This is a genomic window from Sorangium sp. So ce176 (assembly GCF_051519835.1).
Lineage (GTDB): Bacteria > Myxococcota_A > Polyangia > Polyangiales > Polyangiaceae > Sorangium > Sorangium cellulosum_G.
Genome location: NZ_CP150371.1, coordinates 1942720 through 1968944, shown reverse-complemented (window position 1 = coordinate 1968944; position 26225 = coordinate 1942720). Strand labels below are relative to the sequence as shown.

Genomic DNA, 26225 nt, shown 5'->3' with positions numbered 1-26225 from the left:
CGGCCGGAAGGTTCAACAATCGACCGCGCCCGCGCAAAGGCCGGGACAGGCGGCCACTGTACGCGACCGCGACGAGGGGGACACGGGCGCGGCGAGATGTCCTCCGCGCGGAGCGCTGCGCCGGCCAGCCGGGGGAGCTGAGCTTTCGCCCACCGCCGCCGTGGCCGCCCGTTGCCGCGCCACCCATTCCGGTTCCGGTCTGGAAGCGCTGTCCCTTCCGGTGAAACCACAGCATTCCTTCATCGATGCTCCAGTTCTCTATCACTCCCTGGGCCGATGACGATTCTGGCCGTCTTGAACGCCCGCCATCGTGAACGGGAACGCCCAGCGCTTGCGGAGAATGGCTCGTTGACATGGGCCCGCGCGAAGGGGTATCCACCGGGCGGTGTGCCGCGCGCGCCACGCCTTCTTGACGTGCGTCTTCCTTGGAGTCGTCGCGGCGCTGGAGGGCGCGGCGGACGCGCGGGATCCGCAGGGGATCGCGGGGACGCGAGAGACATCGACCGTCGAGGATCGGCTGCGCGGCGCTCGGCAGGCGCGCGACGCCGGACGGTGGGTCGAGGCCGAGGCGGCATACGAGCTTGCGCTGAAGGCGGCCGATGCGGCGTGGACGACCGACGCGGAGCGCGCCGAGATCGCCGCGGAGCTCGGCCTGTGCGAGCTCGCGCTGGGCATGGTTCGAGACGCGGCCAGCCACCTGGCGCAGGGCTTGAGGCACCGTGATGCGCTCCGCAGCGGGCTGGCGAGGCGGGCCGAAGAGGGATTGAAGAAGGCCGAGAGCCGGGTGGTGACGTTCTATCTCGGTGTGAGCCCACCGGACGCCGAGGTCCTCGTCGATGGCAAGACGCTGGGGCGCCCGGCGCCGACCTACGAGCTGTTCCTGGAGCCGGGGCACCACACCGTGAGGGCGCGGCTGGACGGCCACACCGAGGTGGTGGGCGCGTTCGAGGGGCATGCCGGCAAGGAGAGCTCGCTGAGCTTGAAGCTGCCTCGCGCGCCGGAGCGCGGTGAGGCGGGGGCGGCAGGGGTCGGGCCGGGGCGGGCGGCGGGTCCGCCGGCTCCGGCGGCGCGGCCGACGGCTCCGGCCGCGCGGGCGCTCCCCCTGACGGAGCTGCGGATCGGGGGCGCGGCGCTGGCGACGGCGGCGCTGGCGGCCGGCACGGTGTTCCTGCTGCGGGCCGATGTGATCGACGGCAACCTCGCCGAGCGCGACGTCGTGTTCCGCCGGCAACGAGGCTGGACGTCGTCGACGTGCTGGTGGCCGAACGCGCCCGAGGCGTGCGCGGAGATCCGCGACGACGCGGCGGAGCGGGCTCTGTTCGCCACGCTCGGCAAGGTGGCGCTGGCGACGGGGGCGGTGTTCGGGATCGCGACGGCTGCGTCGTTCCTCGCGGAGGGGTGGATCCTCGACGAGGCGCCCGCCCGCGGAGGCGTCCGGGTGGCGCCGAGCGCGACGGGGACGCAGGCCGGGCTCGTGCTTCAGGGCGTGTGGTGAGGCGAAGAGGGGCGATGGGGACGCGCGGGGGGCGAGGTCGAGGAGCGCTGCGTTCGGTCGCGGTGATCGCGCTCGGCTGCGGGAGCGCCGCGGGCGGCGCGGGATGTTATGCCGAGGACTGCGCGACGACGTACAGTTGCGCGCCGCTCCCCGGCGAGGCGCCTCCGGCGCTGCCGGCGTCGCCGTGCGACGGCGATCCCGCGACCAGCCCGGCGAAGGACGGGTGCGGGGTGTTCGTCGCGCGGCATGGGGACGACGCGAGCGACGGCACGAGGGGAGCGCCCGTGAGGACGCTGCGCCGCGCGGTGGAGAAGGCGGCGGAGCCCGGGGGAACGCGGCGGGTGTACGCGTGCGCGGAGGACTTCGACGAGGCGGTCGTGCTGCCGTCGGGGGTCGCGATCTGGGGGGGCCGGGACTGCGGCGCGGCGGCGTGGACCTGGGGCGGCGTGGAGAGCTTCACCGGGATCGCGCCCGAGCCGGGGCGGGTGCCGCTCACCGTGGAGGGGCGCCAGGCGAGCATGACGTCGGCGGTCTTCGGGGTGCGGCTCGCGGCGGCGGACGCAACCCGGCCGAGCGGGTCGTCCATCGGGATGATCGTGGGCGAGGGCGCGGCGGTGGAGGTGGTATCGAGCGAGATCCTGGCGGGGAACGGGGCGGATGGGGCGGATGGGGAGAGCGCTCCGCAGGATAATCCCTGGCGGGCGCCGGATGGGGCGCCTGGCCATCCAGGCGCGCCGGGGTGCCTGGCGGACTGGACCGAGGGCGCTCCGCCCCCGGTAACCGTGTGCGAGGACGGGACGACGTCCATCGGCGGGGCGGGCGGCGACGGCGACGTCGCTGCGGGCGGCGACGGCGAGCCGGGCGCGCCGGCGCCGGGGCCTGGCTCGATCGACAACGGCGAAGAGGGAAAAGGCGGGGCGATGAGCTGTACGACCGGCAAAAGGGGCGGCGATGGGGAGCCCGGCGCGAACGGGGTCGGAGGCGGGGCGGGATTGGAGGAGCCGCTCCGTTACGGAAGCATCAGCGCGCGCGGCTGGCAGGGTTTTTCGGGACAGAACGGCCAGAACGGGGGGATCGGCCAGGGAGGCGGCGGCGGAGGCGGCGTCGGACCGAACGGGCAGTGTCGCGCCGTGGATCCGCAAGGCGGACCATCCGGCGGCTCGGGCGGGGGCGGCGGTTGCGGGGGGCGTGGCGGCCGGGGGGGCGGCTACGGGGGCGGTAGCTTCGGCATCGTCGCCCTCCATGCTCACGTCCTGGTGGACAAAACCACCATCATTACCGGCGACGGCGGTCGCGGCGGTAACGGCGGGCGGGGGCAAGACGGTGGTGGGGGCGGGCCACGCGGCCCCGCTGGAGCTATCCCACTCTCCTCCTACTTTGCCTGCGAGGGCGGGTTCGGCGGCACCGGAGGCAAAGGCGGCCATGGCGGCGGAGGGCTCGGTGGCATTTCCGTCGCCGTCGCTCGCGTGGACAGCAGCGTTCACCTCACGGAGAGCGCCGACTGGGCCTTCGGAGCAGCCGGCGCTGGTGGGCTTGGCGGCGGACGCGGTCCGAACGACATGACAGCCAACGGGGCGAGCGGCAAAACCGCCCCACTCTGGGATTTCCCCGAGCTGGTTGTGCCGCCCCGATAGCGGATTTCGCACGGGGATGACCAGGGAGAGAGGATCATGAAGATCACAACCGCTGCATGGATCCTTCTGCTGTCCTCGCCGGCCGCCCTGGGGTGCGGCACGGAGCCGTTCACCCCACCGTGCGCGGAGGGGGGCACCTGCGACGCCGGGCCCGCGGCCGAGCCATCGGAGGAGGCGTGCCTCGAGGGCCTCGCCGCGTTGCGCGTGCAGGCCGGCTGCGGGGTGTTTGCCAGCGAGATATGGGGAGACGACGGCAATCCCGGCACGATGGACAAGCCGGTGAAGACGCTCGCCCGCGCGATCGAGCTCGCGCCGCGTGCACGCGGGCGGGTGTTCGCGTGCGCGGCTGGCTGGTTCTCCGAGGCCGTCACGCTGCCCTCCGGCGTCGATCTGTGGGGCGGCTTCACTTGCTGGTCGAGATGGCGACATTACACGGAAGGGGCGACCAACAAACCGGCAATAATCGTTTCATTGGACGCCAGAGGTCCCGCAATCACCGTGACGGCGGCGCAGACCGACAGCGACGTGACCACCGACGGCGTATCCACGATTGTGGACATGCGGCTGCTCGCCGAGGGTCCACTGGAGACGCGCCTCGATGTCGTCGCGATGAGGCTCGAGCCGGGTGCGGTCGTGGAGGTGCTTCGGAGCGAGATCCGGGCGGCCGCCGGCCTGACGGGCGCGCACGGCGCGGACGCGGACTACGTTGATCCGTTGCCAGCGGACGGGGAGATCGGCGCGATCGGCAAGGACGCTTGCTCGGCAGCCACCGTGGCCGGCGGGGCCGCCGTGATGACCGTGTGCGGCGACTTGATATCGACCGGCGGCAGAGGGGGCGACGGGACGCCGGACCGCGGCGGAGACGGCGAGGACGGGAAGCCGCGGTCCACCACGAACCCCGGCGACGCGGGCCTAGGCGGCGCGGGCGCAAGAGACGGCGCCCCGTGCCGGGACGGCCGCCGTGGCGGCGACGGCGCGCCGGGCGCGCCCGGCGTCGCCGGCCAGGGTGGACGCCTCACCGAGGCGGGGTGGGAAGGCGTGCCCGGTAGCCAGGGCGGCACGGGCGCGCCCGGCCAGGGGGGCGGCGGGAGCGGCGGCGCGCCGGGCGGCCGGGGCGCCTGCGGCAACGCGGCGCTGGGCGGCGCGGCGGGCGGCTCGGGCGGCGGCGGCGGCTGCGGCGGCTCGGGCGGCCGCGGCGGCGGCGCGGGCGGCGCGAGCATCGCGATCTTCGCTCCATCGGGCAGCAAGCTGACCCTCCGGGAGACGCGCGTCATCACGGGCTCGGGCGGCCCCGGAGGCCGGGGCGGCGAAGGTCAGATGGGCGGGCAGGGCGTGCAAGGAGGCCCGCCGGGGCGGGCGCCGGCCATGGGGGGCGAGTACGCCTGCCGAGGAGGCTACGGCGGCTGGGGCGGCACCGGCGGCTACGGCGGCGGGGGCGCCGGCGGGCCGTCGATCGGCATCGCCTACGCCGCCGACGAGCAGCTCACCCTGGATGGCGTCACGTTCGAGATCGGCCCAGGGGGCCCGGGCGGCATCGCGGATGTCAAGGACGAGACGCGCGACAAGGCGAACCGAGGCAGCGACGGCTTCGCTGCCGAGACGATGCGCTTCTCGCCGTAGGGTCTGCGCCCGGGATTGCCGCCCGCGACCGCTCCCCCTTGCCCGATCGGGAGCAGCGGAGGACGAGCGAGCTGGGCTTGAGCTTGTTGCGCGCGAGCGGTCATCGAGCAACGAGAGCTATCCGACCGCCGACCGCACCGAGACCCGTATCGACGCAGGGCAGCGGGCGTAGCTGGGCCATCTCCTATCACATCATAGAGACCCCCAGGAAGCGCTCGGAGAACGCTCCTGTGACATCCGCCAATCATTTGCACGCCCAGAGCATCGGCACCGCGTAGGAACGCAGCATGTCATCTGAAGTGATCAGCGTTGCACCCTCCATCTGAGCTTGCGCCATCAGCATTCGATCGAAAGGGTCACGATGGTGCAGTGGATAGGATGTCGCCGTCCAAACGTGCGCCGCTTCAATGGCCAGCTCTCGCACCGTTGGATAGCTGAGCCACCACGCTCGAAGCTGCTCCGGCGGCAGGCTACCCTCCAGGCGTCCGAGGGCGTGCTTGATCGCAAGCTCCCACCAGGAGGCGACCGATAGGAGTATCTGCGCGCCGGGGTCCTGGAGCGCATCCACGACCTCCGACCTCAAGCGTTCGGGTTGAGCGGCAAACCAGACCACGACGTGCGTATCGAGAAGCCACTTCAAGGCCCGTCTCCCTCGAATGCTCGCCGAACGTCGTCAGGAAGAGGGGCGTCGAAGTCGTCTTTGAGCTGGATTTGTCCACGCAAACCACCTGCAACCGGGGCGACGGATGCCTGCGGCTGCGCCTCGCCGAGCGCGATGATCTCGACGCGCTGACCGCGGAGCGGCAAAAGGGCTGGCAGAGCACGAACGACCGTGTCATCCACCATCACATGCATCTTGAGGGCTTGCATGCTCCTAGCATGCGCCAGCGGACGCCGAAGGTCCATCCTTCGCATGCGGACAGACGGAGGGTGCCGGTAGGACCGTGAGGCGAAGGCGGCGCAGGCGGGGGTGAGCCGAGCGTTCGATCTCTCGCTCGAGGTCCATCGAGAGGCCCGGCTCTTGGAGGCCCGGCTCTCCTTGGAGGCCGGGCTCTCGTCGAGGGGCGGCAGCGCGGCTCGGCCCGACCGCATCCCGTGGCCACCGGATGTGGCATGCCGGTCGCTGGCCTCCTCAGAGAGACGCGCCACGGTCGCTACCTGCTGCCGGTTCCAACCATCGTGCCGCGCTTTCCGTCTCGCCATCATGAGCGCGGACCGCCGTTGCGTGGAGGGAGCCGCCATGGGCACCTCCGCAGCTCGTCTGCCCAGCAAACCGCAAGGCGACCTCGCCGAAGTGGATTCGGTGAACCATCATGGCACGCCGTTCCCCGCTACTTATCCGATCACGACGTACATGGCGCGGTGAGCCATACCTCACTTCGAAGGCGGGTTGTTGCCCCTACCGCCGCCGGAAAGATTCCCCGTGGTGCTCGGCGCGTTTGCAGGCCTGCCCCCGCCCGTTCCACCACCGCCCTTGCCACCACCACCGCCCTTGCCACCACCACCGCCACCTTTGCCGCTCATATCGACCTCCACCTTTGGCTGTTCACTGCATTGTTGATGGGAACCATGTCGCCTTACGTTCTCGCTGAATCCAATCGCGGGGCAACCCAGTCCGCCGAACTATCAGTCGATTGGTCAACCGAAGCCGCCGGATCAGGTCTGTCTAGATCGCCGCCTTCTGTGACCTCCCCCCACGGGAAATCTCGCGGTTCGGCTCTGCGCCGCAAGGCCCAAATGCTGTCCAGCGCCATAGGGTAGCTCCATATCTAACACCGGCGGCAGTCGCCGTCTTTCCGGGGGCTGGGGGCGCCTGGAGGGGCGCGCCGGACGCGCAGCCGGAGGCGTCGCGACGCATCCCGCCGCGTCGCGCCAGGATGCCACGGTCCGACCACCTCATCGACAGGTTGCCGGGCACAACCCGGTCCGTTCACCACCTCGGATCGAAGGGGCCTTCGAGGGGGCTGCGGACGGCGAGGCCGCCGCGGTTCAGCACGTGGATGTAGATCAGCGTCGTGCTCACGTCGTCGTGGCCGAGGAGCTCCTGGATCGTGCCGATGTCGTAGCCGGCTTCCAGCAGGTGCGCGGCGAAGGAGTGACAGAGGGTGTGGCAGCGCGCGCGCCTCGATAGCCCGTCGGCGAGGGCCGCCTCTCGTACCGCGCGCAGGCGCATCGTCTCGTGCAGAGGATGCCGCCGGAGCTGCCCTGTCTCCTTGTCGCGCAAAGCGGGCGTCGCGGGGAAGACCCATTGCCAGGGTCATTCCCGGCCGGCGTTTGGATACCTGCGGTCCAGCGCGTCGGGGAGGCTCACCCAGCCGGTGCCGGCCGCGAGACCGGCGGCTTGCTGGGCGCGCACGGCGGTGAGGCGATCGCGCAGCGGGGGAACCAGGCGGAGCGGCAGCATCGAGAGGCGATCGTTCCTGCCCTTGCCGTCGCGACCGAGGATCTCGATCGCGGGCAACTCCCGGCCGCGATCGACGAGTTCCGCCGGGCGCTCACGCTCGCTCCGGACAAGCTGCGCGCGCACGCGCTGCTCGCCGTGGCCCTCGTGCGGCAGAGGCGGCTCGGGGCGGCGCTCATCGAGGTGCAGACGGCGCGCCGGCTCTCCCCCGAGGCGCCGCTCGCGCACCTGGTCCTCGGCCGCGTCCTGCTCGCGCACCGGAGGCCGAGCGAGGCGCGGGAGCATGTCGCCACGGCCCGTGGCCTCGCTCCATCGGACCCCGCGCCCCTCCGCGGCCTCGCCGCCGTCGAGCGGTACCCTGATCGCGACGATCGCGCCGTCGAGCTCCTGACCCAGGCGCTCGAGCTGGCCCCGGAGGACGTCGAGACGCTCGTCGTCCTCGGCGATGCGCACCTCGCGCGCGGCCGCGTCGACGATGCCGAGCGCTGGGCGCGCGCCGCCCTGGAGGCCGAGCCTGAGCACGCCGACGCGCTCGTCCTCATCGGGCACGTGCTCCTCCGGCGCGGGGACGTGAGCGGAGCGCGCGAGCACGCGGTCGGGGCGATCCGCACCGAGGTGAGCGATCCGGACGCGCTGAGGCTCCTCGCCGCCATCAAGGCGCGCGAGAGCTTGCTCCTCGGCCTCTGGTTCCGGGTGAGCTCAGTGCTCGCGGGGCTCGGTCCGAGCGCGATGCGCGTCCTCCTCGCCGCGGATCTCGCCCAGGACCAGCCGCTGCGTTGACGGCCCTCCCGTGGATGCTCTCCACGGCGGGAACGTCCACCTCGCGTCGTGGGCTCGGGTCACATGCAGCGCAGCCGGCGAGCCAGCCTCATCCGCTGTCGTTGCTCGGCCCTTCCGGCGGCCCCTCAAGCGCGTCCCACCCGCCGGGAGGCTCTTCGATCCCCAGCGCGGCGAGGAGATCGCGGGCGGCCTCCGAGACGTCGGCGGGGACCTCGGGCCCCGGCTCCCAGGCCGACAGCAGCGCGCGTAGCCTCCGGGCGGGCGCGGCGAAATTCTGCTGATCGAGCTCCGTTCCGAAGGCGGACAGGAGCTGGTCCACGTGCTCGACCAGGTGCTCTCGCGACGGCCATGACGTCGCCTTGGCCCACGAGCGCGGCGAGGCGAGCACGCCGGCGAGGTTCACGGCGCCCGCGACCGCCTGGGCCAGCCGGGCCGCCCTCTTCGATGCATCGCTGTAGCTCCCCGGCACGCCCGCTGCCGCCGCTTCCGGCGGCTCCGCGTCGTCCGTGTCGCGATCGATCGCTCGGGCCTGGTAGCCGTCGTCGTTCTCCCAGCCGCCGGTGGGCTCCCGCACGCCGAGGGAGAGCACGAATTGTCGGGTGGCCTCGTAGACCGCCTGCGGGATCTCCTCGCCTTCTCTCCAGGTGAGGACCGCCTCCCGGAGCTCGCGCGCTCGCTCTTGGGGCTGCTCGAGCGGGAAGTACGCGATGTAGTCGTCCGCCGCCTGGAGGACTTCCGAGCGCGTCGGTCGTCTCACGAGGGTCGACAGCCGGCAGGCCGAGGTCATCTCACTCAGCAGGTAGAAGGCGTTGTTGAGCGCGTCGGACTCCTTGTGGCCGTGGCACGTTCGGCGGATGGTGCGCGACTCTCTCGGGAGATCGGGCTTCATGACATCGTCTCTCTTGCTCACGGATACGATTTGCAGATCGGTCCGAAGAAGGTGTTCCTTAGCGCCGAGATGGCGCTGGCACCGATGGCGACAACCTCGGGCGGCGATGTTCCGATCTTGACGCATACGTAAGAGCACCACGACCGTATCACGATATTCTGAAGGATCCCGTTCACGAAGTCCGGCAGGTGGGGCACTTCGCCGTTCCGCAGTCGTCGATGTAACAAAGATGATTCACGGCGGGTATGTAGCCTTGCTGGCACGGTAGAGTAGGCTCGCAGCCGTAGTCTCGCGCGCACTCGAACTTCGGAGTCACCCTATACGCGAGCATCGACGGGTCGGTGCCCGCGAGCCACGCCCGCGCCTGCTCCATCGCTCCCGGCGCGTACTGCTCCAGGAGCGCCTTCAGGGTCTCATCATCGAGCGTGGCCGGATCGAACTGCGTGACCTCGACCGCGCCGGCCAGAGCGCACGTCATGTTCCCGGCCAGGGCCGAGGCGAACGCGAGCTCCTCTGGGTCAAGTTGAGCGTAGAGTTCCTCGCCCAGCTGCTGCTCCTCCGAGCTGACGCCCGTGCCGTCGTCAACGGGGCTGCTGCCGCCCGTACCGTCATACGGGGCTGCTGCCGCTCGTGCCGTCGTCGACGGGAACGCTGCCGCCCGCGCCGTCCTCGGGGGCGCTGTCCCCGTCACCGGAGCCAGGCCACGCTCCATCGCCGTCCCTGTCTCCCGGGCCCACCCGGATGACGCATCCGGGAACGACCGCATGCGCGGCGAGGCTCACGAGCACGACCGCCGCCAACCCCTGAGCCGCGCGCTTCGCCATCCCACCCTCTCCGGACCATGACTGGCGGCATTCCACCACCAGCAAGCTGTCGAGGCGGTACCATGCGCGCTCTCCCACCACAAGCGAGCGGCAGACGAGGTGCCGGCGCCAGCGGCTGGCGGCCGGGGTGGACGCCTCACCGAGGCCGGGTGGGAACGCGTGCCCGGAGGCCAGCCTCGAGAAGACGGCCTCCCCTCACCCATCTCGAGGGCGAGCCAGCTCGCGGGCTCACTGGCCTGCGAGCTGGTCAGACCAACCCCCTCACCAGACGCAGCGGCCGCCCGAGATGCGCTGTCCCGACTCGCAGCAATGGATGACGCTCGAGCCCGTGTCCCGCTGGGTGCAGGAGTGCGAGCCGGGGATGCTGCTGCCCGAGCACTGGAGCCCCGAGCCGCACTTCGGGACGCACGTGTTGTTGACGAGCCCATACCCCGACGGACAGCAGTAGAGCCTGGGGCCCGAAGGGTACTGTTCGCATTGGGGCGCGCCGCTCGCGAAGGCCCACTGGCACACCAGCCCACCGCCGCACACCGACAGCTCGTCCGCGGCCTCCCCCGTCGGCTCCGCCGCCGCCTCCTCGACCTCGGCGGCGACCCCCTCGTCCGCGATCGGCTCGTCCGCGGGCGGCGCGATGCAGCCCATCGAGGCCGCCAGGACTCCGGAGATCGCCAACAACCCTGCCGTCATCATCTTGCGCATGAGATACCTCTCTGTTCAGGGAGCGCACCCGCGCTCCCGGAGCTCACAGCGACACGCCGGCGCGGCCAGCGGGCTTCACGCCTGCTCCGCGCCGCGACGCGAGCAGCGGAGAGCAATGCGCGGGCCAGGCCGAGATGTCGTGAGATGCCGCCATGCGCGGGGCGCGCCGGAGCGACTCGGCAAGAACTGCGTGGCCCTCTTCGAGGAGAACGCAGATGCTGCCTGGCGAGGCAAACATTGCTCAGCGCGGCGCCGGACGCAGACAGCGGCGGCGACGGGGCAGGACGAGATCGCGGGGCCTGCTCAGCCGGATCTCCGGTTCCGACGGTGCAGCGCTCGCCATGCCGCGCCCGCCGCCCGCGCCGGCGATGCGCCGTCGGGGTCCCGGCAACCTCGGTCGGGCTCCAGGGAGTGGCCGCGGGCGTCGGCGCCTCGCCGCTCCCCGGCGGAAGAGTGATCGAGACCGGCCGACGCGGGCATTCATAGGGCGTCCCGAATGGCAGCCGGGCGTTTTCATTGAGGCTGGGAGAATACGACCATGGCAAAGCGCACGAGCCGAAGAATCTTCCTCCGGGGGCTCGGCGGCGCTTGCGTCGCAGCGCCCTTCCTCGGATCGATCGCCGACCGCACCGCGAAGGCGCAGCCGGCCACGCCGCCGAAGCGGCTGATCGTGATGTACACGCACTATGGCTGCATCACGACGCGGTTCTTTCCGAGGAGGTCGCACGGCCCGCTCACCGCCGCGGACCTCGAGTCGACGACGCTCAAGCACCTGGCGCCTCACGTCGACAAGCTCCTCATGCCCCGAGGCATCCGCGCGATGAACGAGTGGACGCCGAAGATGGAGCGGGGGCAGGGGAACGATCGCCACCTGCAGGTGAACGCGTCGTACTTCACGTGCCACCCGGTCACTCCCAACAGCGACGATCCGTTCAGCTTCGAGTCCGCGACGAAGTTCAACGCGCAACCGACCGGTCCCTCGCTGGACCACGTGATCGCACGACAGCTCAGCCCGGACGGCGAGCCCCTGCTCATGCGCGTGGGAAACTTCCGCGACGGCCCGCCCTCGGCGATCTCGTACTCGGCGCCAGCGACCCTGTATCCGGGTCTGGGCGCGCCGGCGGAGATCCTGGCCAAGCTCACGGGCCTGTTCACGGACCCCCGCCCCTCTCCGGACACGTACAAGGCCATCCGCGGCAAGAGCATCATCGACCTCGTGCGGGACGATCTCGACACGCTCGCGCGCGTCGACATGAGCCAGGCCGACAAGAACAAGCTGGAGGCCTGGAAGGCCATCCTCCACGAGACCGTGAGCACCGTCGCTTCTGCGCAGTGCAACGCGTCCCTCGCCGCGGCGCTCGGCGCGACGCAAGAGAACGTCGACATGGCGAGCACGCCCCCGGGCGCCGATGACGTGCTGACGCGGCGAATCTCGGACAGCCTCGACGGCGCGGACCTCTACTCGAACCTCGCCGTGCTCGCGGCGGCGTGCAACGCGACCCCCGTCGTCTTCCTGAAGTACCCCGCGAACTTCCTTTTTCGGGGGCTCGGCCTGACGATGGAGAGCGCCAGTCTCTCGTATCGCCTGGGCAACGCGGGCATGCAGGGCACCTGCGTCCCGGGTGTGATCGACATGCTCCTCAAGATCGACGACTACTACGCGAGGAAGCTCGCCCACCTCGTCGAGCAGCTCAACCGTATCGACGAGGGCGACGGGACGCTCCTCGACAACTGCGCGGTCGTCTGGTTCCAGGACGCGTCGGACGGCTGCGCCCGCAACCTCAACAACCTGCCGATCGTCCAGGTCGGCAGCGCCGGCGGCTATTTCAAGACCGGCTGGGCCGTGAACGTCGAGGACGGCTCGCCCGATCTCACGACCGGCAACAGCGAGATCGTGTGTGTCGACGGCGCTCCGAACGAGGTCGACGGGACCACCCAGGCCACGGGGACCGATCCGTCGCTCGCCAACGCGCCGATCAACAAGTACTTCTGCAACCTGGTGAACGCCCTCGGGGTCAAGGCAGGCAGCGACGGCTTCGCGGCGCCGGGCGGCTCGGAGCCGGTGACCCGCTTCGGTATGTACGACCGGACGGAGGACTTCGTCGGCGGCGGGATCAATCCCCCCACCCTCCACGATCCAGGCGAGTTCGCCGCGCTCAGGGCGAGCTCCTGAGCGGTCTCGTTCCCGAGCGCGCCCGGGTCATAGAAGGTCCCTTACGAGCTCACCGCCGTCCCCTTTGGCGCCCACCTGGTTTCGCCGCACCTGGACAGGCACCCCTCGCCCGACGAGGAGGCTGTGCAGGCCGCCATCCCCGCGGCGCGGACGAGCCTCGCGCAGCTCGACCGGTTCCTCGGCGACCGCGCGTTCCTCGCGAGCGAGCGGCTCACGCTGGCCGACATCCTGGTCGCGCCGCTCGTCCACTACCTGCTCCTCACGCCCGAGGCGGCGCTCCTCGAACCGCACCCGCGCCTCCGCGCCTGGCACGATCGGATCACGTCCCGCGAGAGCGTGCGCAGCACGGACAAGAACCCCTTTCGAGCGAGCTGATGCGCCGCGATCACGCCGAGCGGCCCCGCGGCGGGTGCGCGCGCGAGATGGCCCTGCCGGGATGAGCGGCCAGACGGAAGGAAGGAGACCCCGACGACCAGCGGGGCACAGCGCGAGACGGAGACGGGAGCCCTGGAGCAGCGGCCCCTCTCGTCGCGGAGATGAGGCCGCGAGCGCTCGCCATCTGGGTCGTTTGCGTGAGTGAGCAACCCCCTGCGAGCAAGAGCTTGCGCGCGACCGGTCAACCGACGGGCCCCGGGGTGCGACGCCGCGAGATCAGGGGCTCGCAGCGGTGGGCGAGGCGCCGTCGTGACCGTGGCACGACGGCTGCAATGTCGTCCCGCGTCGGCACGGGAAAGGCGAGCGCGGGAATCCTCCGGCGCTGGCGGACCCTGCCGACATTCCCCTGACCAAGGAGATTGCATCATGAACACCGAGTTTGCTGGGTTTGATTTCGAGCTGATCGTCGGCGACGAGGGCACCGATCTCGAGGCGATGGAGATGCCGCACCACTGCTGCCACTGCTGCCATCACTAGAGGAGCCCTCGGATCATGTCGAAGGTGCCCGGGCGCGCCCCGTCGCGCTGCCCGGGCGCCTTTTTTTTTCGTGCAAACAAGGGATCATTCCATGTGTAGAAAACCCAGGTTCGACCTGCCGCGCCTCGGCGTGGGGCTCGCCCACCGGCCCGCCTTCGTGAGCGGCATCGAACAGCACCGCGATCGCATCGACTGGATCGAGTTCTGCGCCGATCACTACATCTGCCGGACGGACGGGCGGTTCAAGCGCGCCCTCGAGCTGAGCGAGAGCATGCCCGTCGCGCCCCATGGCCTCGAGCTGTCCGTGGGCACCGACGCGCCGCTCGACATGGACTACTGCGGCCATGTCGCCCACCTCGCCAGGGCGGTCCGCGCCCCGTGGTACAGCGATCACCTCTGCTTCACGCAGGCCGACGGCGTCGAGCTGGGCCAGCTCACGCCGCTCGCGTTCACCGAGGTCGCCGTCAGGCGCTGCGCCGAGAAGGCCCGGCAGTTCCAGGACATGCTGGGGGTCCCGCTGCTCCTCGAGAACATCACCTATTACATGGCGATCCCCGGCGCCACCATGACGGAGGCGGAGTTCCTCAGCGCGGTCGTGACCGAGGCCGACTGCGGCATCCTGCTCGACCTCACCAACCTCTACATCAACGCCCAGAACCTCCACTACGACCCTTACGCGTTCATCGACGCGATCCCGCTCGATCGCGTCGTGCAAGTGCACCTGGCCGGAGGGGTCTTCGACGAGGATCTGTGGGTCGATACGCACAGCCACCCGATCGACAACCACCCTGAAGTGTGGAGACTGCTCTCCTACCTCTGCGAGCGAGCGCCGGTGCGCGCCGTCCTGATCGAGCGCGACGCGAACCCGCCGGAAGACTTCGGCGAGATGCTGGGGGAGCTCGACCGCGCGAGGGCCATCCTCGCGTAGCGGAGCGGAAGACCATGACTACAGATACATTGACGTTCCAGGCAGCGTTCGCGCGGCTCTTGACCGATCCGCGGGAGATCGCCCTCTTTTACGGCGTCCCGGCGGGCTTCGCCGAGAAGCACGCGCTCGACGCCGGGCAGATGGCCGCGCTGCAGGCCCTTGACGAGAAGCGGCTGCGATGGGCCGCAGACGGGCTCGGCCTCAAGCGGTTCTTGCGCATGGAGTCGTACTACCCGGCCACGCTCGCGCTGCTCCGCCGCCACGGGGCGCTCGCGGCGGTGGAGCGGAGCTTCATCCTGGCGTATCGACCCATCAAATCCGAGAGGTGGTCCCGCTCGCTCCGCGACGCCCTCTGGTTCGCCGAGCTCGTCGAGCGCCTCGTCGACGAGGGCGCGCTCGAGATCGCCTACCTCGCGGACGTGCTGCGCTGCGAGCACGCCGAGTTCCTCCTGTGGAGCGATGCAGCGTTCGGCGAGAGCGCGAACGAGTTCAAGACCCGCAACGCCTCGCGGCCCTTCCTCACCCGCGAGGAGGTGCTCGACGCCGCCGTGCGCGTGGGCCCGCACGTCGCGCTGCGCGCGTTCTCGTGCGATGTCCTGCCGCTGGTCCAGGCGCTCGCCAGGAGCGCGGAGCCGCCCGCGCCGCGGCCGGCTCCGACGCTGATCGCGTTCGGCAGGGTCCCGGGGGACGAGCGCGTCCAGAAGGCCCGCGTGGGCCGGAGGATGGAGACGTTCCTGGCGCGCGCCGACGGCCGGCGGACGACCCGGGAGATCCTCGCGGAGATCCTCGATCCGCGGCTGGGACACGCGGAGCGGGAGGCCATGGAGCAGGGCTGCTGTCAGGTGCTGCTGCAGCTCCGCGGGCTTCATTTCGTGACGTCCGAGGCGGGCGCGCGCAGGCCGGATCTCCCGGAGGCGTCTCGACGGAGCGCAGCATGAGAGGAGGAAGGGGAGTCGCGGCGCCGGGCCCGGCGGACAGGCTCGCGCCGGATCACATCCCGGCTGCGATCGGCGGCGCAGCCGCGCAGCCGGCCGGCGCCGCGTCTCTCGCGCCGCCGCTCCGCGACAGGGCGGCGGCAGGCGAGCTGCTCCCGTGGGAGCGCCTCCGTCGCGCCGGCGCGAACGTGGCCCAGGCCGCGCGCCTCTTCTGGCGCGCGAGCCCCGGCGGCACGCTGCTCATCGCCGCGCTGACGCTGGCCTCGGCCCTCATGCCGCTCTTCACCATGAAGCTCCTCCAGCGGCTGATCGACGTCGTCGTGGGCGGCCTGCGCGACGGCCGCTCGCCCGCGTCGCTCGCGGGGCCGCTAGGCCTCCAGCTGGGCCTGCTGCTGGCGGTCATGACGGGCAGCCACGTCGTTTACCAGCTCCAGCGCACGCTCCAGAAATCGCTCGGGGACGAGGTGACGCTGCGCCTCAACCTCGATATCCTCGAGAAGGCGCGGCGCGTCGATTACGCGAGCTTCGACGACTCGAAGTTCCATGACCGGCTCCAGCGCGCGCAGCGCGAGGCGTCCGTCCGGCCGGCGATGCTGGTGCAGGTCATCGCCGATCTGGGCTGGAACGTGGTTGTCGTGCTGTCGTTCTCGATCCTCGTCGCCGGCGCGCACTGGTCGATCCCCGCGGCGCTCGCGCTGGGGGCGGTGCCGGCGAGCTGGGTCGCCGTCCGGTTCGGGGCGCAGCGATTCCAGGTCCTGAACTGGCACACGCCCGAGGGGCGGCGCATGACCTACCTGAGCGGGCTCGTGACGGATCCGCGGGCCGCCAAGGAGATCCGGTTGCTCGGCCTCACCGATTACCTCGTGCGGCAATACCGATCGCTCTTCGACAAGGTCCACGCCGAGGAGATGCGGGTGGAGCGGCGTCGGGCCGTCCGTGGCATCCAGTCCGAGGCCACGCGGGTCGTCGCCTATCTGTACGCGTTCGCCGCGCTGATCTGGGCCATCTTCACAGGGGCCATCTCGCTGGGCGCCTTCATGGTGTTCTCTCAGGTGGTCACCAGGACGCAGAACCTGCTCGACACCGTCTTCCGGAGCGGCGCGGATCTCTTCGAACAGTCGATCTTCCTGTCCGATCTGTTCGCGTTCCTGGCGCTCCCGGAGCCCGCGCGTCCGGCCGGCCGGAGCCCGGCGCCGCGCGACGCGAGCATCGTGGCGGAGGGCGTCTCCTTCGCGTACCCGAGCACGGGCAAGCGCGCCCTCGAGCGGGTGAGCTTCCGCGTCCGCAGCGGAGAGAAGGTGGCGATCGTGGGGTGTAACGGCGCGGGGAAGACGACGCTCGTGAAGCTCATCGCGGGCCTCTACGCGCCCACGCGGGGCGAGCTGCGCCTGGGCGGCGTCTCCGCGCAGGAGATCGACCCGGTCACGATGTCCGAGCACCTGGCGGTGACCTTTCAGGATTTCGTGCAGTACTGGCTCACGCTCAGGGAGAACATCGGCTTCGGACACCTGCCGTCGCTCGACGACATGAGGGCGATCCAGGAGGCGGCGCGCCGCGCGGGCGCCGAGGGGATCGCGGCGCAGCTCGCCCGAGGCTACGAGTCGCGGCTCGGCAACGTCTGGGAGGGGGGACACGAGCTCTCGCAAGGGCAATGGCAGAAGCTCGCGCTCGCGCGCGCCTTCCTGCGGCCGGCCCGGCTCCTCATCCTCGACGAGCCGACGTCGGCGCTGGATCCCCGCGCCGAGACGGAGCTGATGCAGACCTTCCTGTCGCTCTCCGAGGGAAGGACGACGATCTTCATCTCGCACCGGATCGGCACCGCGCGGCTCGCGGATCGCATCCTGGTGATGATGAACGGAGCGCTTGTCGAGGAAGGGTCCCACGACGACCTGATCGCGCGCGGGGGGGAGTATGCGCGGCTGTTCCAGCTCCAGGCGCAGTGGTACACGTGACCGCGGGCGCGCCCGGCCGCCCGGCTCGGGCGCCCCGCGCGCCGGCCGCCGGGGCGGGCTCGCACAAGGTGGTTGGCGAGCCACCCCGGTGTCGGACGGCGCTCGCGGTGTAGGTCTGTCGCGCTCCAATCGAGATCGCGAGAGGCGCTCCGTGCGATGGCCCCTTGTGCCGGCGTCTCCGATTCTGGCACGCTCGTCCTCGTCTCCTCGCGGCGGTGTCCTCGCCGGCGATACGCCCGCTCGCGGTGGCGCGCGGCGTGTCCGCCGGGCGCCGCGCGAGCGGGGAGCGAGGGTGGGGCATGCGAACGAGCGTCGTTGTCGAGATCGAGAGGGCGATCCGCCGTACCGCCGTGCTGCTCGGGGTCGCCGCGCTGGGCGCGTGCGGCGTGGAGACGCCGCCATACGACGACCTGCCGCTGCGCGACGCGCTGAGCGCCGCGCCGGAGGTCCTCGCGGCCTTGCCCGAGGAGGCCCTCCACGATCTCGCCGTGCGGCTGGAGGAGGCGCACGGCGCGGCGGGAGGAGAGACGGCCATCGTCGGCGCGGAGATCGCGAGCGTCCCGGCGCTGGTCCGCAGCGCGGACGCGGCGCGGGAGGAGCGGGGGGAGGACGCGATCGTCCTCGGCGCGCTCGAGCCGTCCGTCGAGGGGTTCGTGCTGCGCGCCTCCTCCGTCGCCTCCGTCGCGGCGGAGCGCGGGCCCGAGGGGCCGCTCGAGCTGCCGGTCCTCGCCGGGGAGCCAGCGTCGCCGGAGACCGCGCGGCTCGAGGAGGCGGCGCTCGGCGGCCGGGCCGGCGCCGTCCTGGCGGATCTCGCGCGGCGCGCGGGCGCGCGCGACCTCATCCGCGTCACCGGCCTGCCCGCGGGCGTCGTCGCGCTGGATCGTACGGTGTACGTCAACGCCGCGTGGCTTGTCGCGCTGGGCACCCTCGCGCCGCCGGACCCGCCGGCGCGCCTCGCCTCCCCGGGCGGCGACGTCGCCATCGTCCCATGGCCCCGGATCCAGCCGAGATCCGTGGACGCCAACCCCTACCACCTCCCCGGGTCGATCGCCGAGTGCGCCGCCGGCGTGCGGGACGTGTGCACCTGCGCCGTCGGCGGCTCCTGCGACCATGACCGCACGGACCCGGCCTTCGCGGATGCCCAGGCGGAGTGCGCGTGGGTGAACGCCGACGCGCCGAACGCCGAGGCGCTCTGCGTGCTCGCGCTGATGAGCATCGAGGGGGTGAAGGAGTGCGTCCAGTCCGCGGGCAGCGCGTGCGGCGCGCTGCCGATCGCGGGCCGCGAGGGGGCGCTCGCGTTCGCCGCGGACGACGGCTGCATGGCCGTGCTCGACCGCTGCCTCGAGTACGGCAGGCCGACAGGACCGGCGGTCATCCCGAGCGGCACGCCGAGCGGCACGACGGACTCCAGCGGCTGCAACGGCGGCAGCGGCTGCGGCGGCGGCTGCAAGGGCTGCAACGAGGACGTCGCGGGCTGCAACCAGAACTGCAGCGATTGCAACCAGAACTGCCGCGACTGCAACCAGAACTGCCGCGACTGCGACCAGGACTGCAAGGACGGCGATCCGTCGGCGGGCACAGGTTCGGGCTCGAGCTGCAAGGTGAGCGCCGGCCGGCGCGATCCGGGAGGTGGCCGCGCGGGCGCGCCGTTGCCGCTCGGCGCCGCGTTCTGGTGGGCGGTGCCAGCGGGCTACATGCTGCTGCGCATCCGGAGGCGCGCGTGAGCGGCGCCGTGATGCTCTGGCTGGAGCGGCACGGGCTGCCGCCGTGGCTCGCGCCGACGTACGCGGTGATGGTCGCCGTGGCGGGGCTCCTGGGCGCGGCGGCGTTCTTCTGGCTCGTGCGCCGCGACAGGGGCGACGAGGCCGCCGAGGGCCGCGCGCTGCTCGCGGGGTACGTCGCGGCGCTGCTGGGCGGCCACGTCTTCGAGGCGCTGCGCGCCGCGCCCGAGGCGCTCGCGCGGGGCTCGTGGGGACCGATGCTCCACGCCGGCCGCGCCGCCTACGGCGGGCTCATCGCGGGCGTCGCCGTCGCGGTCCTGGTGCTGCTCCGTCACGGCGCGGCCGTGCGCCCGTTCCTCGACCGGCTCGTGCCGGGGCTCGGGATCACCTACGCCTGCGTGCGTACCGGGTGCTTCCTCGCGGGGTGCGACTACGGCCACGTCACGGCGGGCGCGCTGGGCGTCCGGTTCCCCGCGGGCAGCCCCGCGGCGGACGATCACGCCGCGGCCGGCTGGGTGCCCCTCGGCGCGCCGAGCCTGCCCGTGCACGCCACGCAGCTCTACGAGGCGGCGCTCGGGGCGCTGGCGAGCGGGATCGCCGCCCTCTGGCTCGTCCGGGGGCACCGTGACGGCCGCGCGTTCGGGACCTGGCTCGCGCTCTACGCCGCGGGGCGGTTCACCATCGAGCTGCTCCGCGGCGACGCCGGGCGCGGCGTTTACGGCGGGCTCAGCACCGCCCAGGTCGTCTCGCTGGCGCTCCTGCTCGGGCTCGCAGCGGCCGCCCTGCGCGCTCGCCGTGCGCGCCGTGCTCCGGCCACCGCGGCCGCGCTGCTGTCGCTCGCCTCCCTGGGCCTCGCCGCGGGCGACGCCGCGGCCCAGCCGGCGCCCCGCGCGGCCCCGACGGCGGCTCCGCCCGCGGGGGCGAGCGCAGCGCCTGCTGCGACGCCGCCGCCCGCGCCCTACCCCTACCCGCCGCCGCCCGCAGGGTACCCGGCGCCCTACCCCTACCCGCCGCCCCCGGCCGGCGCCTACCCCACGCCCTACCCCTACCCGCCGCCCCCGGCCGGGGCGTACCCCACGCCCTACCCCTACCCGCCGCCTCCAGCCGGCGCCTACCCCTACCCCTACCCGCCGCCTCCGGCCGGCGCCTACCCCCCGCCGTCGCAGCCCCCGCCCGCGGCCGGCGAACAGCAACCGCCCGCGGCCGGCGAACCGCCGTCCGGGCGCACGCCGGATGCGCCTCCGGAGCCCGCGGCCGCGAAGCCCGGGACGAACCCCCAGGCGGAGGCCAACGCGCGCCGGATGGCGCTCTCGGTCGGGATGTCCGGCTACTTCGTCCCGGCGCGATTCTCTGTCGAGGACGGGGTGTCCCTGGATCTCGGCGCCGTGGCGCGCGTCCCCGTGAGCGATGCGCGCCGCTTCGAGATCGGCGTCGAGCTCCGGGGCCTCTTTGCGCCCGACGCCGACCAGCTTGCGATCGGCGTGCCGCTCCGGTTCATGATGGGGGTCGGGCCGCACGTCGAGATGTCGGTCGGGATCACGCCTGGCTACCACCGCATCGTCTTCGAATCGCCCTACTTCGAGAGCGTCGGCGCCTTCGGCGCCCGCTTCGCCTGGGGGATCCAGCTTCCGATCGGCTCGCACCTGTTCGTCGGCCTCTCTCCCGCGACCTTTCTCGTGCTCGGGTCGGGCGACGTCGACGCGCTTGTCGCGTACGAGCCCGGGCTCTGGGTCGGCACCGGATTGCTCTGAGGAATGTAGCAGCCCGATCTTCTCATCGAGCACGCCGACGAGCTCGTGCTCGTCGGCGGCACGACGAGACGCTGCGCCTTGCGGGCGTGGCCGGCGCCCAGGCTCGCTCGACGCTCGTCGCGACGATCAAGCCCGGACGACCAGCAAAGCTTGGTCACCACGAGATGCTCACGCCGGACCGCGCCGCCGCCCCCCGCGCCGCATCCCTCCCCGCGGCGCCGTTGCCGCCGGCCGGGCCCTACGCCCCCGCGAGCTCCACAGCGATCTCGTCGAACCGCTCCGCTACCGCGTGACGCCCCCCCGCGTCCCGCGCCGTCCCCGGCCGGAGGATCTGCGCCGCGCGCATCCCTGCCGCCGCCGCCGCGTCCAGCTCGGCCGCCACATCGGACAGGAACAGCACCTCTCCCGGACGCACCCCGAGCGCCTCCGCGATCCGCTGGTAAGCCGCCGCCTCGCGCTTGGGCCCGGTCGTCGTGTCGAAGAACCGCGTGAACAGCCCCGTCAGATCCCCCGCCGTCGTGTGCCGGAACAGGAGCTCCTGCGCCTCGACCGATCCGGAGCTGAACACAGCGAGCGTCACCCCGCTGTCTCGCCACCGCCGCAGCGCCGGCTCCACGTCCGGGTACACGTGGCTCCGCAGCCCCCCCGACTCGTACGCGCTGCGCCAGATCTTCCCCTGCAGCGCCTTCAGCGACGTCTCCTTGCGATCCTCGTCGATCCACGCCAGCAGCGCCGCCGCGAGCTCTCCGTCGCTCACGGCCTCCTCGCGCGCGCCCCGCTCGCGCGCGACCGCCCCCCGCGCCGCCTCGACCTCGGGGGAGCCGGCGTGCGCGGACACGTACCCGGCCAGATCCCGCCGCGCCACCGAGAACAGCGTCTCGTGGACGAACCGCACGTCGGTCGTTGTCCCCTCGATGTCGACCAGCACCGCGCGCGCAGGGATCGCGGCCACGCTCACGCCTCCCTCACGCCTCCAGCCGCGGGAAGCGCGACGCGATATCGGAGCCCGTGTGCTCGGCGGCCCACCCCTTCGGGTCGGAGAACCACCGGATGCAGGTGAACGACGGCGACGGCCCCATGTCGAACCAGTGCCGCGTCCCGGCCGGAACGCTGATGAGATCGCCCTTCTCGACAAGGAACGAGAGCACGCGGTCCCCCTGGTGGATGCAGAACATCCCCCGCCCCTCGACGAAGAAGCGCGCCTCGTCCTCGGTATGGGTGTGCTCGTCCAGGAACTTCCGCCGCAGCTCGCCGTGGTTCGGGGTGTCCGGCGAGACCGAGATCACGTCCGCCGTGACGAACCCGCACGCCTCCGAGAGCTGCTTCACCGGGCCGGCGTACGCCTCGAGCACCTGCGCGGGCGCCGTCCCCGGGGGCAGCGGGCGCTCGGCGGACCAGCGCTCGAAGCGGATCTGCGACGCGGCGGCGACGCGGGCGATGTCCTCCAGCGTCGCGTACTCCTCGGCCCTGGTCGGATCGCTGTCCCGGTAGACCCGCAGCAAGCTCATGAGATGCTCCCTTCCAGCAGCGCGCAGTCGAGCATGAACTCGAGCGCCTCGATATGGCGGCTCGTCTCGGTCGTGTCCGCTCCCCACGTGTAGAGCCCGTGGCCGGCGATGAGATAACCGTGCACCGGCGGGTGCGCCGACATGAACGCCTCGACGTCCTCGGCGAGCCTCCGGATGTCCTGCGTGTTGACGAAGACGGGGAGGAGCACCGTGGCGTCGTGCGTCGTCATCCCGGAGAGCGCCTTCGCCACCTCGTAGCCCGCGAGGGTCACGTACCCCTCGTGCGCGCACCGGCGCGACAGCACCGTCGCCGCCCGCGAGTGGGTGTGCGCGACAGCGCCGATGGCGCGGGAGCGCCGGTAGAGCTGGCAGTGCAGCGCCGTCTCGGCCGACGGGCGCCCCGCGGACGGCCCGGTCAGGCGGCCTTCCAGGTTGACGACGACGATGTCCGACAGGCCGAGCGCGCCCTTGGGCCGCCCGGACGCCGTGATCGCGAGCGTGTCGTCGCCGAGCCGGGCGGAAAAGTTGCCGCTGGTGGCCGGCGTCCAGCCGCGCTCGCTGCACCAGCGGGACAGCTCGATGAGCTCGGTCGCGACCGAGGAGAACGAGGCAAACGACGTCCGGCGCGCGCTCACCGCGCGACGATACCAAACGCACAGCGGCCGATCAACGCGCCCGCCCGGCCGCTCGAGCCGCGGAGTCCGGGCGTGCGCCGCTGTCCGCGCCGCCCGCGCCCCTCACGGCGCCGGCAGGCGCTCGGCCTCGCGCCGTCCAGCGCGGTCCCTCGCCCCGCGGAGCAGGCCGGCCCAGAACCCGAGCCCGTGCGCGGCGTGCAGCGCGGGGAAGATGCCGCAGAGCAACGGGAAATCGCGGGGCGAGCCGCGCAGCGCGAGCCGGAGCGACTCGGCGATCACGAGCGCGGCATAGGCGAGCGACGCGAGCGCGAGGGCCGGGCGGGCGGGCGGCAGGAGCGCGGAAGCGAGCGCGAGCAGCGCGAGCGCCGTCACCAGGAAGAACGGCAGCATCGGCCGGAGCGACAGGAGCCTCCGGCGGCAGCGCAGCGTGCGCGCGCGCCCCGCGCCGTAGGCGAAATACTGGCGCGCGAGCGCCGCGAAGGACGACCGCGGGTAGTAGTAGGCGACGATCTCCCGGGACAGGTAGACAGCGCCGCCTGCCTCGATGATGCGCTGGTTCAGCTCGGCGTCCTCGTTGGTGATCGCGTCCGGGTCGTAGAGGCCGGCGATCTCGAACGCCTCGCGACGGAACGCCCCGTTGAAGACGGACTCGACGAAGCCTTCCCGTGACGGGTCCCTGTAGGCCGAGCCCCCGACGCCGAGGGGGCTCGACAGCACAGCGCAGAGCGCCCGCTGAAACCCGTTGCGGTGGCGCGGCCGCGCCGCGCCACCCGCGTTGAGCGCGCCGGTCCTCCGGAGCGCCGCGACCGACGCAGCGACGTAGTCGTCTGCATAGTCGGCGTGCGCGTCCATCCGGACGATCACCTCGCCTCGCGATCGGCGAATACCGATGTTCATCGCCGCGGCCTGGATCCGGGCGGGGTTGTGGAGGAGCGTCACCCGCGGGTCCTCCGCCGCGACGCGCGCGACGATCTCCCGTGTCCTGTCGAGCGAGCCGCCGTCGACAACGAAGATCTCGAGCAGCTCTGCCGGATAGCGTTGCCGGAGGGCGCCGCGGAGGACGTCCTCGATGTACCGCTCCTCGTTGTAACAGGGAATGACGATGCTGCACCGCGGCCGTTCGGCGAGCGGCCGCAGCGAGAGACGCCTCGAGAGGGGCGCGCTCGCCGATCGATTCATGAAATTCCCCCGTCTCTCTCGGGTCGAACCGACCCGACGCTGGACTGCGCGAGAGGCGGATACAAGCGCGGGGCCAGGAGGTCTCGCGGGGTCGACCGGAGCAAACTGTGCTGCGTGGGAGGGCCGGGAACGCGGGTGAGCAGGCCGCTGGGCTCGGGCCGCACACCGGCGGGCGAGGTCTTGCGGAGCTGCCCGACCCGATGAGCCCCTGTTCGTCGCGCGGCGCGGGGGCACCGCCGGACTCGCCTGAGCCATGTCTCGCGTCGACTCGCTGCCGGAACCTTGCCGCTCCGCCGGCGCCCGCAGGCTCTGCTGAGGTCGCCCACGCTCGGTGTGACGAGGCGAGCGGGCTCGGCGCCCATCAGCTCCAGCTCACCGTCGATGACCGCCAATCGCCTCTTCCTCTTGCGTCCCTGGCGCCCTTGCGGTCCTCTTCTCTTTTCCCCATGCGGCCCAACCATCCGATTCGCGAGGCGGACCAGGTGAGCAAGCGGGTGGGGTGCCACACGTTTCGACACGCGTTCGCGACCCACCTTCTGGAGGCGGCCCACGACATCCCCGGACGATCCAGGAGCTGCTCGGGCACCGCGACGTGAGCACGACGAGGATCTACACCCACGCGCTGAACCGGGGTGGCCGGAAGGGTGACGAGCCCCTCGACGAGCTCATCGGGCCGCGGCGGAGAGGCGGCGGCGCGGTTCCGGCGACGGCCACGCCGCGGCCGGGAACGGCCGGAGCTGCATGGTGATGGCATGACGCCGAGCGACGCAGCGCAAGGGAGGGCGTCTCGACGGTGAGACCGAACGGCGCGGCAGCAAAGGGGACCATGGCAGGGGCGATGGATGGACCCGCAACGAAGGGGCTCGACTGCGGGTGCGCTTGCAAAACCCGGGAGGCTCGTGTCCTCCTCGCTGGAGGAGGCGGCATGAAACAGAAAAGGGGGCGACCATGAGCGGCGCCGGGAACGATGGGCGAGGGCCCGGCGGGAGGCCGCCGCATCCGGCGACCGTGGTGCAGCCGAAGGGGCAGCACCCGATCACGGGCGCGTCGGGGGGCGGGAGGCCGCCGCATCCGGCGACCGTGGTGCAGCCGAAGGGGCAGCATCCGATCACGGGCGCGTCGGGGGGCGGGAGGCCGCCGCATCCGGCGACCGTGGTGCAGCCGAAGGGGCAACCTGGTTCGAAAAGGGTTGGTAGTCTTCAGCGCTCCGGAGGTGAGTCAGTTAGCGATATCAGATATAAATTTCACAGAAACATCTTGGAGATGGCGGTAGAAAGTGTCTTTCCAGTCTGGAAAGTCGTCATCTCTCCTGAAAATTATCCTGGCTACGGAGGTGGCCTGAACGGCTTTGACATCACGGCGCTGCCGAAGGTGTACAACCCCATCATTGCGGCCGGCGGCCCCAAAGGATTCGAGCTCCTGTGGGGAGACTTCATTGATGGCGAAAAAGTCAAACCATTTCAACCAAAGTCAGACGGCTACATTTACAGGGAATTCCACACGACACAACAAAACAAAATCATTGCGTTCGCGGAGATCGAGCCAGGTGGAAGCCCCACCTGGAACGAGATCAAGACACACTGGACGTTGGGCTACCTTGGGATAAGGAAGGCAGCGCTCGAAGAGAAGAGCCTGACTTCGGTATTGGTAAAAAAATACGGAGTCCCCCTGGGCTACCTGAACCCGGCGAACCAGAAGCACTACGCCCTGTATGACTTCTACAGACACCTCGACGTCGAAGAGCAAGGCCTGAGCACGAACCTGGCCCGCGGTTCCGCTCAGTTCATGCAAGGGTGCAAGATGCACCGATTGTCGATCGCATCATTCCTTAAGCGCTTCCCGTTCGGCACAGATAGCGAACTGATCCTCGACTGGGATTACGGATACAGGAAAGAATTAGCTCCCGCGCGTGACCCTGGACACGTGGACATCAAGCTAAACCCTCTATGGCTGGACAAGGAAAAGCCTTGGAGACGTCACATGAAGACCATTGACGGCAACTTCTACAGAGACCGGCTGAACGCCATTCTCAGCGCAAACAAAGATCTATGGGAGCCTGCTCCTTGATCATGAAAGCGGGGGAGAATCACTCGTTCGCTGCGCGCTGAAGGGACTTCGTTCGGGTGCGATCTTCGACGGGTGGTTCCGCGAGGTCGCCGCCAGGCAAGGCCGCCCATATTGTGACCGCG

The 26225-nt window shown here is 71.4% G+C and carries 24 protein-coding genes and 2 pseudogenes; 14 read left to right on the top strand and 12 right to left on the bottom strand.

The window, feature by feature from the left end; all coding sequences use genetic code 11:
* Positions 1–385 precede the first annotated feature (385 nt).
* From WMF42_RS07540 to WMF42_RS07530, 3 genes are all read left to right on the top strand, one after another.
* Positions 386–1495 carry a PEGA domain-containing protein gene (locus WMF42_RS07540; protein ID WP_437691173.1) on the top strand — a complete coding sequence of 370 codons (1110 nt, stop codon included), beginning with the start codon at positions 386–388 and terminating at the stop codon, positions 1493–1495.
* A 62-nt stretch (positions 1496–1557) separates the two neighbouring features.
* Positions 1558–3129 carry a hypothetical protein gene (locus tag WMF42_RS07535; protein ID WP_437691171.1) on the top strand — a complete coding sequence of 524 codons (1572 nt, stop codon included), beginning with the start codon at positions 1558–1560 and terminating at the stop codon, positions 3127–3129.
* A gap of 36 nt (positions 3130–3165) precedes the next feature.
* Positions 3166–4749 (top strand): hypothetical protein, encoded by a 1584-nt coding sequence (locus tag WMF42_RS07530; RefSeq protein WP_437691169.1) that lies wholly within the window; start codon positions 3166–3168, stop codon positions 4747–4749.
* Between the two features lie 244 nt (positions 4750–4993).
* On the opposite strand, the gene WMF42_RS07525 is transcribed toward WMF42_RS07530, so the two are convergent.
* Together WMF42_RS07525 and WMF42_RS07520 are read right to left on the bottom strand one after the other, a co-directional pair.
* Positions 4994–5389, bottom strand: coding sequence for a type II toxin-antitoxin system VapC family toxin (locus tag WMF42_RS07525; RefSeq protein ID WP_437691167.1), 396 nt, complete (start codon positions 5387–5389; stop codon positions 4994–4996).
* Complete coding sequence (locus tag WMF42_RS07520; RefSeq protein ID WP_061611324.1) at positions 5386–5619, bottom strand: hypothetical protein; 234 nt, start codon at positions 5617–5619, stop codon at positions 5386–5388. Before WMF42_RS07520 ends, WMF42_RS07525 begins: the two co-directional genes overlap by 4 nt.
* 370 nt (positions 5620–5989) lie before the next feature.
* On the opposite strand from WMF42_RS07520, the gene WMF42_RS07515 reads away from it, so the two are divergent.
* Positions 5990–6115: a hypothetical protein gene (locus tag WMF42_RS07515; protein ID WP_267888133.1), complete on the top strand. Its 126-nt coding sequence runs from the start codon at positions 5990–5992 to the stop codon at positions 6113–6115.
* Between the two features lie 8 nt (positions 6116–6123).
* Here WMF42_RS07515 and WMF42_RS07510 read toward each other — a convergent pair whose 3' ends face one another.
* Both WMF42_RS07510 and WMF42_RS07505 read right to left on the bottom strand, forming a co-directional pair.
* Entirely contained in the window at positions 6124–6273 is a 150-nt protein-coding gene (locus WMF42_RS07510) for a hypothetical protein (protein WP_437691165.1), read from the bottom strand.
* 406 nt (positions 6274–6679) lie between these two features.
* Positions 6680–6985: pseudogene (locus WMF42_RS07505) on the bottom strand (tyrosine-type recombinase/integrase); the annotation flags it as partial.
* 105 nt (positions 6986–7090) lie between these two features.
* On the opposite strand from WMF42_RS07505, the gene WMF42_RS07500 reads away from it, so the two are divergent.
* Positions 7091–7930, top strand: coding sequence for a tetratricopeptide repeat protein (locus tag WMF42_RS07500; protein ID WP_437691163.1), 840 nt, complete (start codon positions 7091–7093; stop codon positions 7928–7930).
* A gap of 88 nt (positions 7931–8018) precedes the next feature.
* Here WMF42_RS07500 and WMF42_RS07495 read toward each other — a convergent pair whose 3' ends face one another.
* The 4 genes from WMF42_RS07495 to WMF42_RS07480 form a co-directional block, all read right to left on the bottom strand.
* Positions 8019–8819, bottom strand: a complete 801-nt coding sequence (locus tag WMF42_RS07495) for a hypothetical protein (RefSeq protein ID WP_155798817.1) — start codon at positions 8817–8819, stop codon at positions 8019–8021.
* A gap of 172 nt (positions 8820–8991) precedes the next feature.
* The gene (locus WMF42_RS07490) at positions 8992–9297 is read right to left on the bottom strand and encodes a hypothetical protein (protein ID WP_155798818.1); all 306 of its coding nucleotides are present in this window, start codon (positions 9295–9297) and stop codon (positions 8992–8994) included.
* Between the two features lie 130 nt (positions 9298–9427).
* Positions 9428–9643, bottom strand: coding sequence for a hypothetical protein (locus tag WMF42_RS07485; RefSeq protein WP_155798819.1), 216 nt, complete (start codon positions 9641–9643; stop codon positions 9428–9430).
* Positions 9644–9904: 261 nt separating this feature from the next.
* Positions 9905–10342, bottom strand: coding sequence for a hypothetical protein (locus WMF42_RS07480; RefSeq protein WP_061611329.1), 438 nt, complete (start codon positions 10340–10342; stop codon positions 9905–9907).
* A gap of 538 nt (positions 10343–10880) precedes the next feature.
* Between WMF42_RS07480 and WMF42_RS07475 the strand changes: the two genes are divergently transcribed.
* The 7 genes from WMF42_RS07475 to WMF42_RS07445 all read left to right on the top strand — a co-directional run bounded on the left by WMF42_RS07475 (position 10881) and on the right by WMF42_RS07445 (position 20714).
* The gene (locus WMF42_RS07475) at positions 10881–12515 is read left to right on the top strand and encodes a DUF1552 domain-containing protein (protein ID WP_437691160.1); all 1635 of its coding nucleotides are present in this window, start codon (positions 10881–10883) and stop codon (positions 12513–12515) included.
* A 75-nt stretch (positions 12516–12590) separates the two neighbouring features.
* Complete coding sequence (locus WMF42_RS07470) at positions 12591–12890, top strand: glutathione S-transferase family protein (protein ID WP_437694223.1); 300 nt, start codon at positions 12591–12593, stop codon at positions 12888–12890.
* Positions 12891–13518: 628 nt separating this feature from the next.
* Positions 13519–14355 carry a DUF692 domain-containing protein gene (locus WMF42_RS07465; RefSeq protein ID WP_437691158.1) on the top strand — a complete coding sequence of 279 codons (837 nt, stop codon included), beginning with the start codon at positions 13519–13521 and terminating at the stop codon, positions 14353–14355.
* A gap of 14 nt (positions 14356–14369) precedes the next feature.
* Positions 14370–15293 (top strand): hypothetical protein, encoded by a 924-nt coding sequence (locus tag WMF42_RS07460; protein ID WP_437691156.1) that lies wholly within the window; start codon positions 14370–14372, stop codon positions 15291–15293.
* The gene (locus tag WMF42_RS07455) at positions 15290–17242 is read left to right on the top strand and encodes an ABC transporter ATP-binding protein (protein ID WP_437691154.1); all 1953 of its coding nucleotides are present in this window, start codon (positions 15290–15292) and stop codon (positions 17240–17242) included. Before WMF42_RS07460 ends, WMF42_RS07455 begins: the two co-directional genes overlap by 4 nt.
* A gap of 299 nt (positions 17243–17541) precedes the next feature.
* Positions 17542–18966 carry a hypothetical protein gene (locus tag WMF42_RS07450; RefSeq protein WP_437691152.1) on the top strand — a complete coding sequence of 475 codons (1425 nt, stop codon included), beginning with the start codon at positions 17542–17544 and terminating at the stop codon, positions 18964–18966.
* Positions 18963–20714, top strand: a complete 1752-nt coding sequence (locus WMF42_RS07445) for a prolipoprotein diacylglyceryl transferase (protein ID WP_437691150.1) — start codon at positions 18963–18965, stop codon at positions 20712–20714. The genes WMF42_RS07450 and WMF42_RS07445 overlap by 4 nt, the downstream gene beginning before the upstream one ends.
* Before the next feature lie 238 nt (positions 20715–20952).
* Here the strand turns inward: WMF42_RS07445 and mtnC are convergent, their stop codons facing one another.
* From mtnC to WMF42_RS07425, 4 genes are all read right to left on the bottom strand, one after another.
* A complete protein-coding gene (gene mtnC, locus WMF42_RS07440; protein WP_061612710.1) occupies positions 20953–21666 on the bottom strand; it encodes an acireductone synthase in 714 nt (237 codons plus the stop codon).
* A gap of 13 nt (positions 21667–21679) precedes the next feature.
* On the bottom strand, positions 21680–22222 hold the full coding sequence (locus WMF42_RS07435) for a 1,2-dihydroxy-3-keto-5-methylthiopentene dioxygenase (protein ID WP_061612709.1): 543 nt from the start codon (positions 22220–22222) through the stop codon (positions 21680–21682).
* The gene (locus WMF42_RS07430; protein WP_061612708.1) at positions 22219–22857 is read right to left on the bottom strand and encodes a methylthioribulose 1-phosphate dehydratase; all 639 of its coding nucleotides are present in this window, start codon (positions 22855–22857) and stop codon (positions 22219–22221) included. Before WMF42_RS07430 ends, WMF42_RS07435 begins: the two co-directional genes overlap by 4 nt.
* A 102-nt stretch (positions 22858–22959) precedes the next feature.
* Positions 22960–24036 (bottom strand): glycosyltransferase family 2 protein, encoded by a 1077-nt coding sequence (locus WMF42_RS07425; protein ID WP_437691147.1) that lies wholly within the window; start codon positions 24034–24036, stop codon positions 22960–22962.
* Positions 24037–24518: 482 nt separating this feature from the next.
* On the opposite strand from WMF42_RS07425, the pseudogene WMF42_RS07420 reads away from it, so the two are divergent.
* Positions 24519–24703, top strand: a pseudogene (locus WMF42_RS07420) (tyrosine-type recombinase/integrase); the annotation flags it as partial.
* Between the two features lie 341 nt (positions 24704–25044).
* Positions 25045–26103 (top strand): hypothetical protein, encoded by a 1059-nt coding sequence (locus WMF42_RS07415; protein WP_437691145.1) that lies wholly within the window; start codon positions 25045–25047, stop codon positions 26101–26103.
* Positions 26104–26225: the final 122 nt, after the last annotated feature.

Bases quoted from the DNA above. Each gene is read 5' to 3' on its own strand.
- WMF42_RS07495 (WP_155798817.1), bottom strand. From the start codon at position 8,819: ATGAAGCCCGATCTCCCGAGAGAGTCGCGCACCATCCGCCGAACGTGC.
- WMF42_RS07435 (WP_061612709.1), bottom strand. From the start codon at position 22,222: ATGAGCTTGCTGCGGGTCTACCGGGACAGCGATCCGACCAGGGCCGAG.
- WMF42_RS07460 (WP_437691156.1), top strand. From the start codon at position 14,370: ATGACTACAGATACATTGACGTTCCAGGCAGCGTTCGCGCGGCTCTTG.
- WMF42_RS07530 (WP_437691169.1), top strand. From the start codon at position 3,166: ATGAAGATCACAACCGCTGCATGGATCCTTCTGCTGTCCTCGCCGGCC.
- WMF42_RS07450 (WP_437691152.1), top strand. From the start codon at position 17,542: ATGCGAACGAGCGTCGTTGTCGAGATCGAGAGGGCGATCCGCCGTACC.
- WMF42_RS07490 (WP_155798818.1), bottom strand. From the start codon at position 9,297: ATGACGTGCGCTCTGGCCGGCGCGGTCGAGGTCACGCAGTTCGATCCG.
- WMF42_RS07425 (WP_437691147.1), bottom strand. From the start codon at position 24,036: ATGAATCGATCGGCGAGCGCGCCCCTCTCGAGGCGTCTCTCGCTGCGG.
- WMF42_RS07455 (WP_437691154.1), top strand. From the start codon at position 15,290: ATGAGAGGAGGAAGGGGAGTCGCGGCGCCGGGCCCGGCGGACAGGCTC.
- WMF42_RS07465 (WP_437691158.1), top strand. From the start codon at position 13,519: ATGTGTAGAAAACCCAGGTTCGACCTGCCGCGCCTCGGCGTGGGGCTC.
- WMF42_RS07475 (WP_437691160.1), top strand. From the start codon at position 10,881: ATGGCAAAGCGCACGAGCCGAAGAATCTTCCTCCGGGGGCTCGGCGGC.
- WMF42_RS07485 (WP_155798819.1), bottom strand. From the start codon at position 9,643: ATGGCGAAGCGCGCGGCTCAGGGGTTGGCGGCGGTCGTGCTCGTGAGC.
- WMF42_RS07510 (WP_437691165.1), bottom strand. From the start codon at position 6,273: ATGAGCGGCAAAGGTGGCGGTGGTGGTGGCAAGGGCGGTGGTGGTGGC.
- WMF42_RS07515 (WP_267888133.1), top strand. From the start codon at position 5,990: ATGGGCACCTCCGCAGCTCGTCTGCCCAGCAAACCGCAAGGCGACCTC.
- WMF42_RS07480 (WP_061611329.1), bottom strand. From the start codon at position 10,342: ATGCGCAAGATGATGACGGCAGGGTTGTTGGCGATCTCCGGAGTCCTG.
- WMF42_RS07520 (WP_061611324.1), bottom strand. From the start codon at position 5,619: ATGCAAGCCCTCAAGATGCATGTGATGGTGGATGACACGGTCGTTCGT.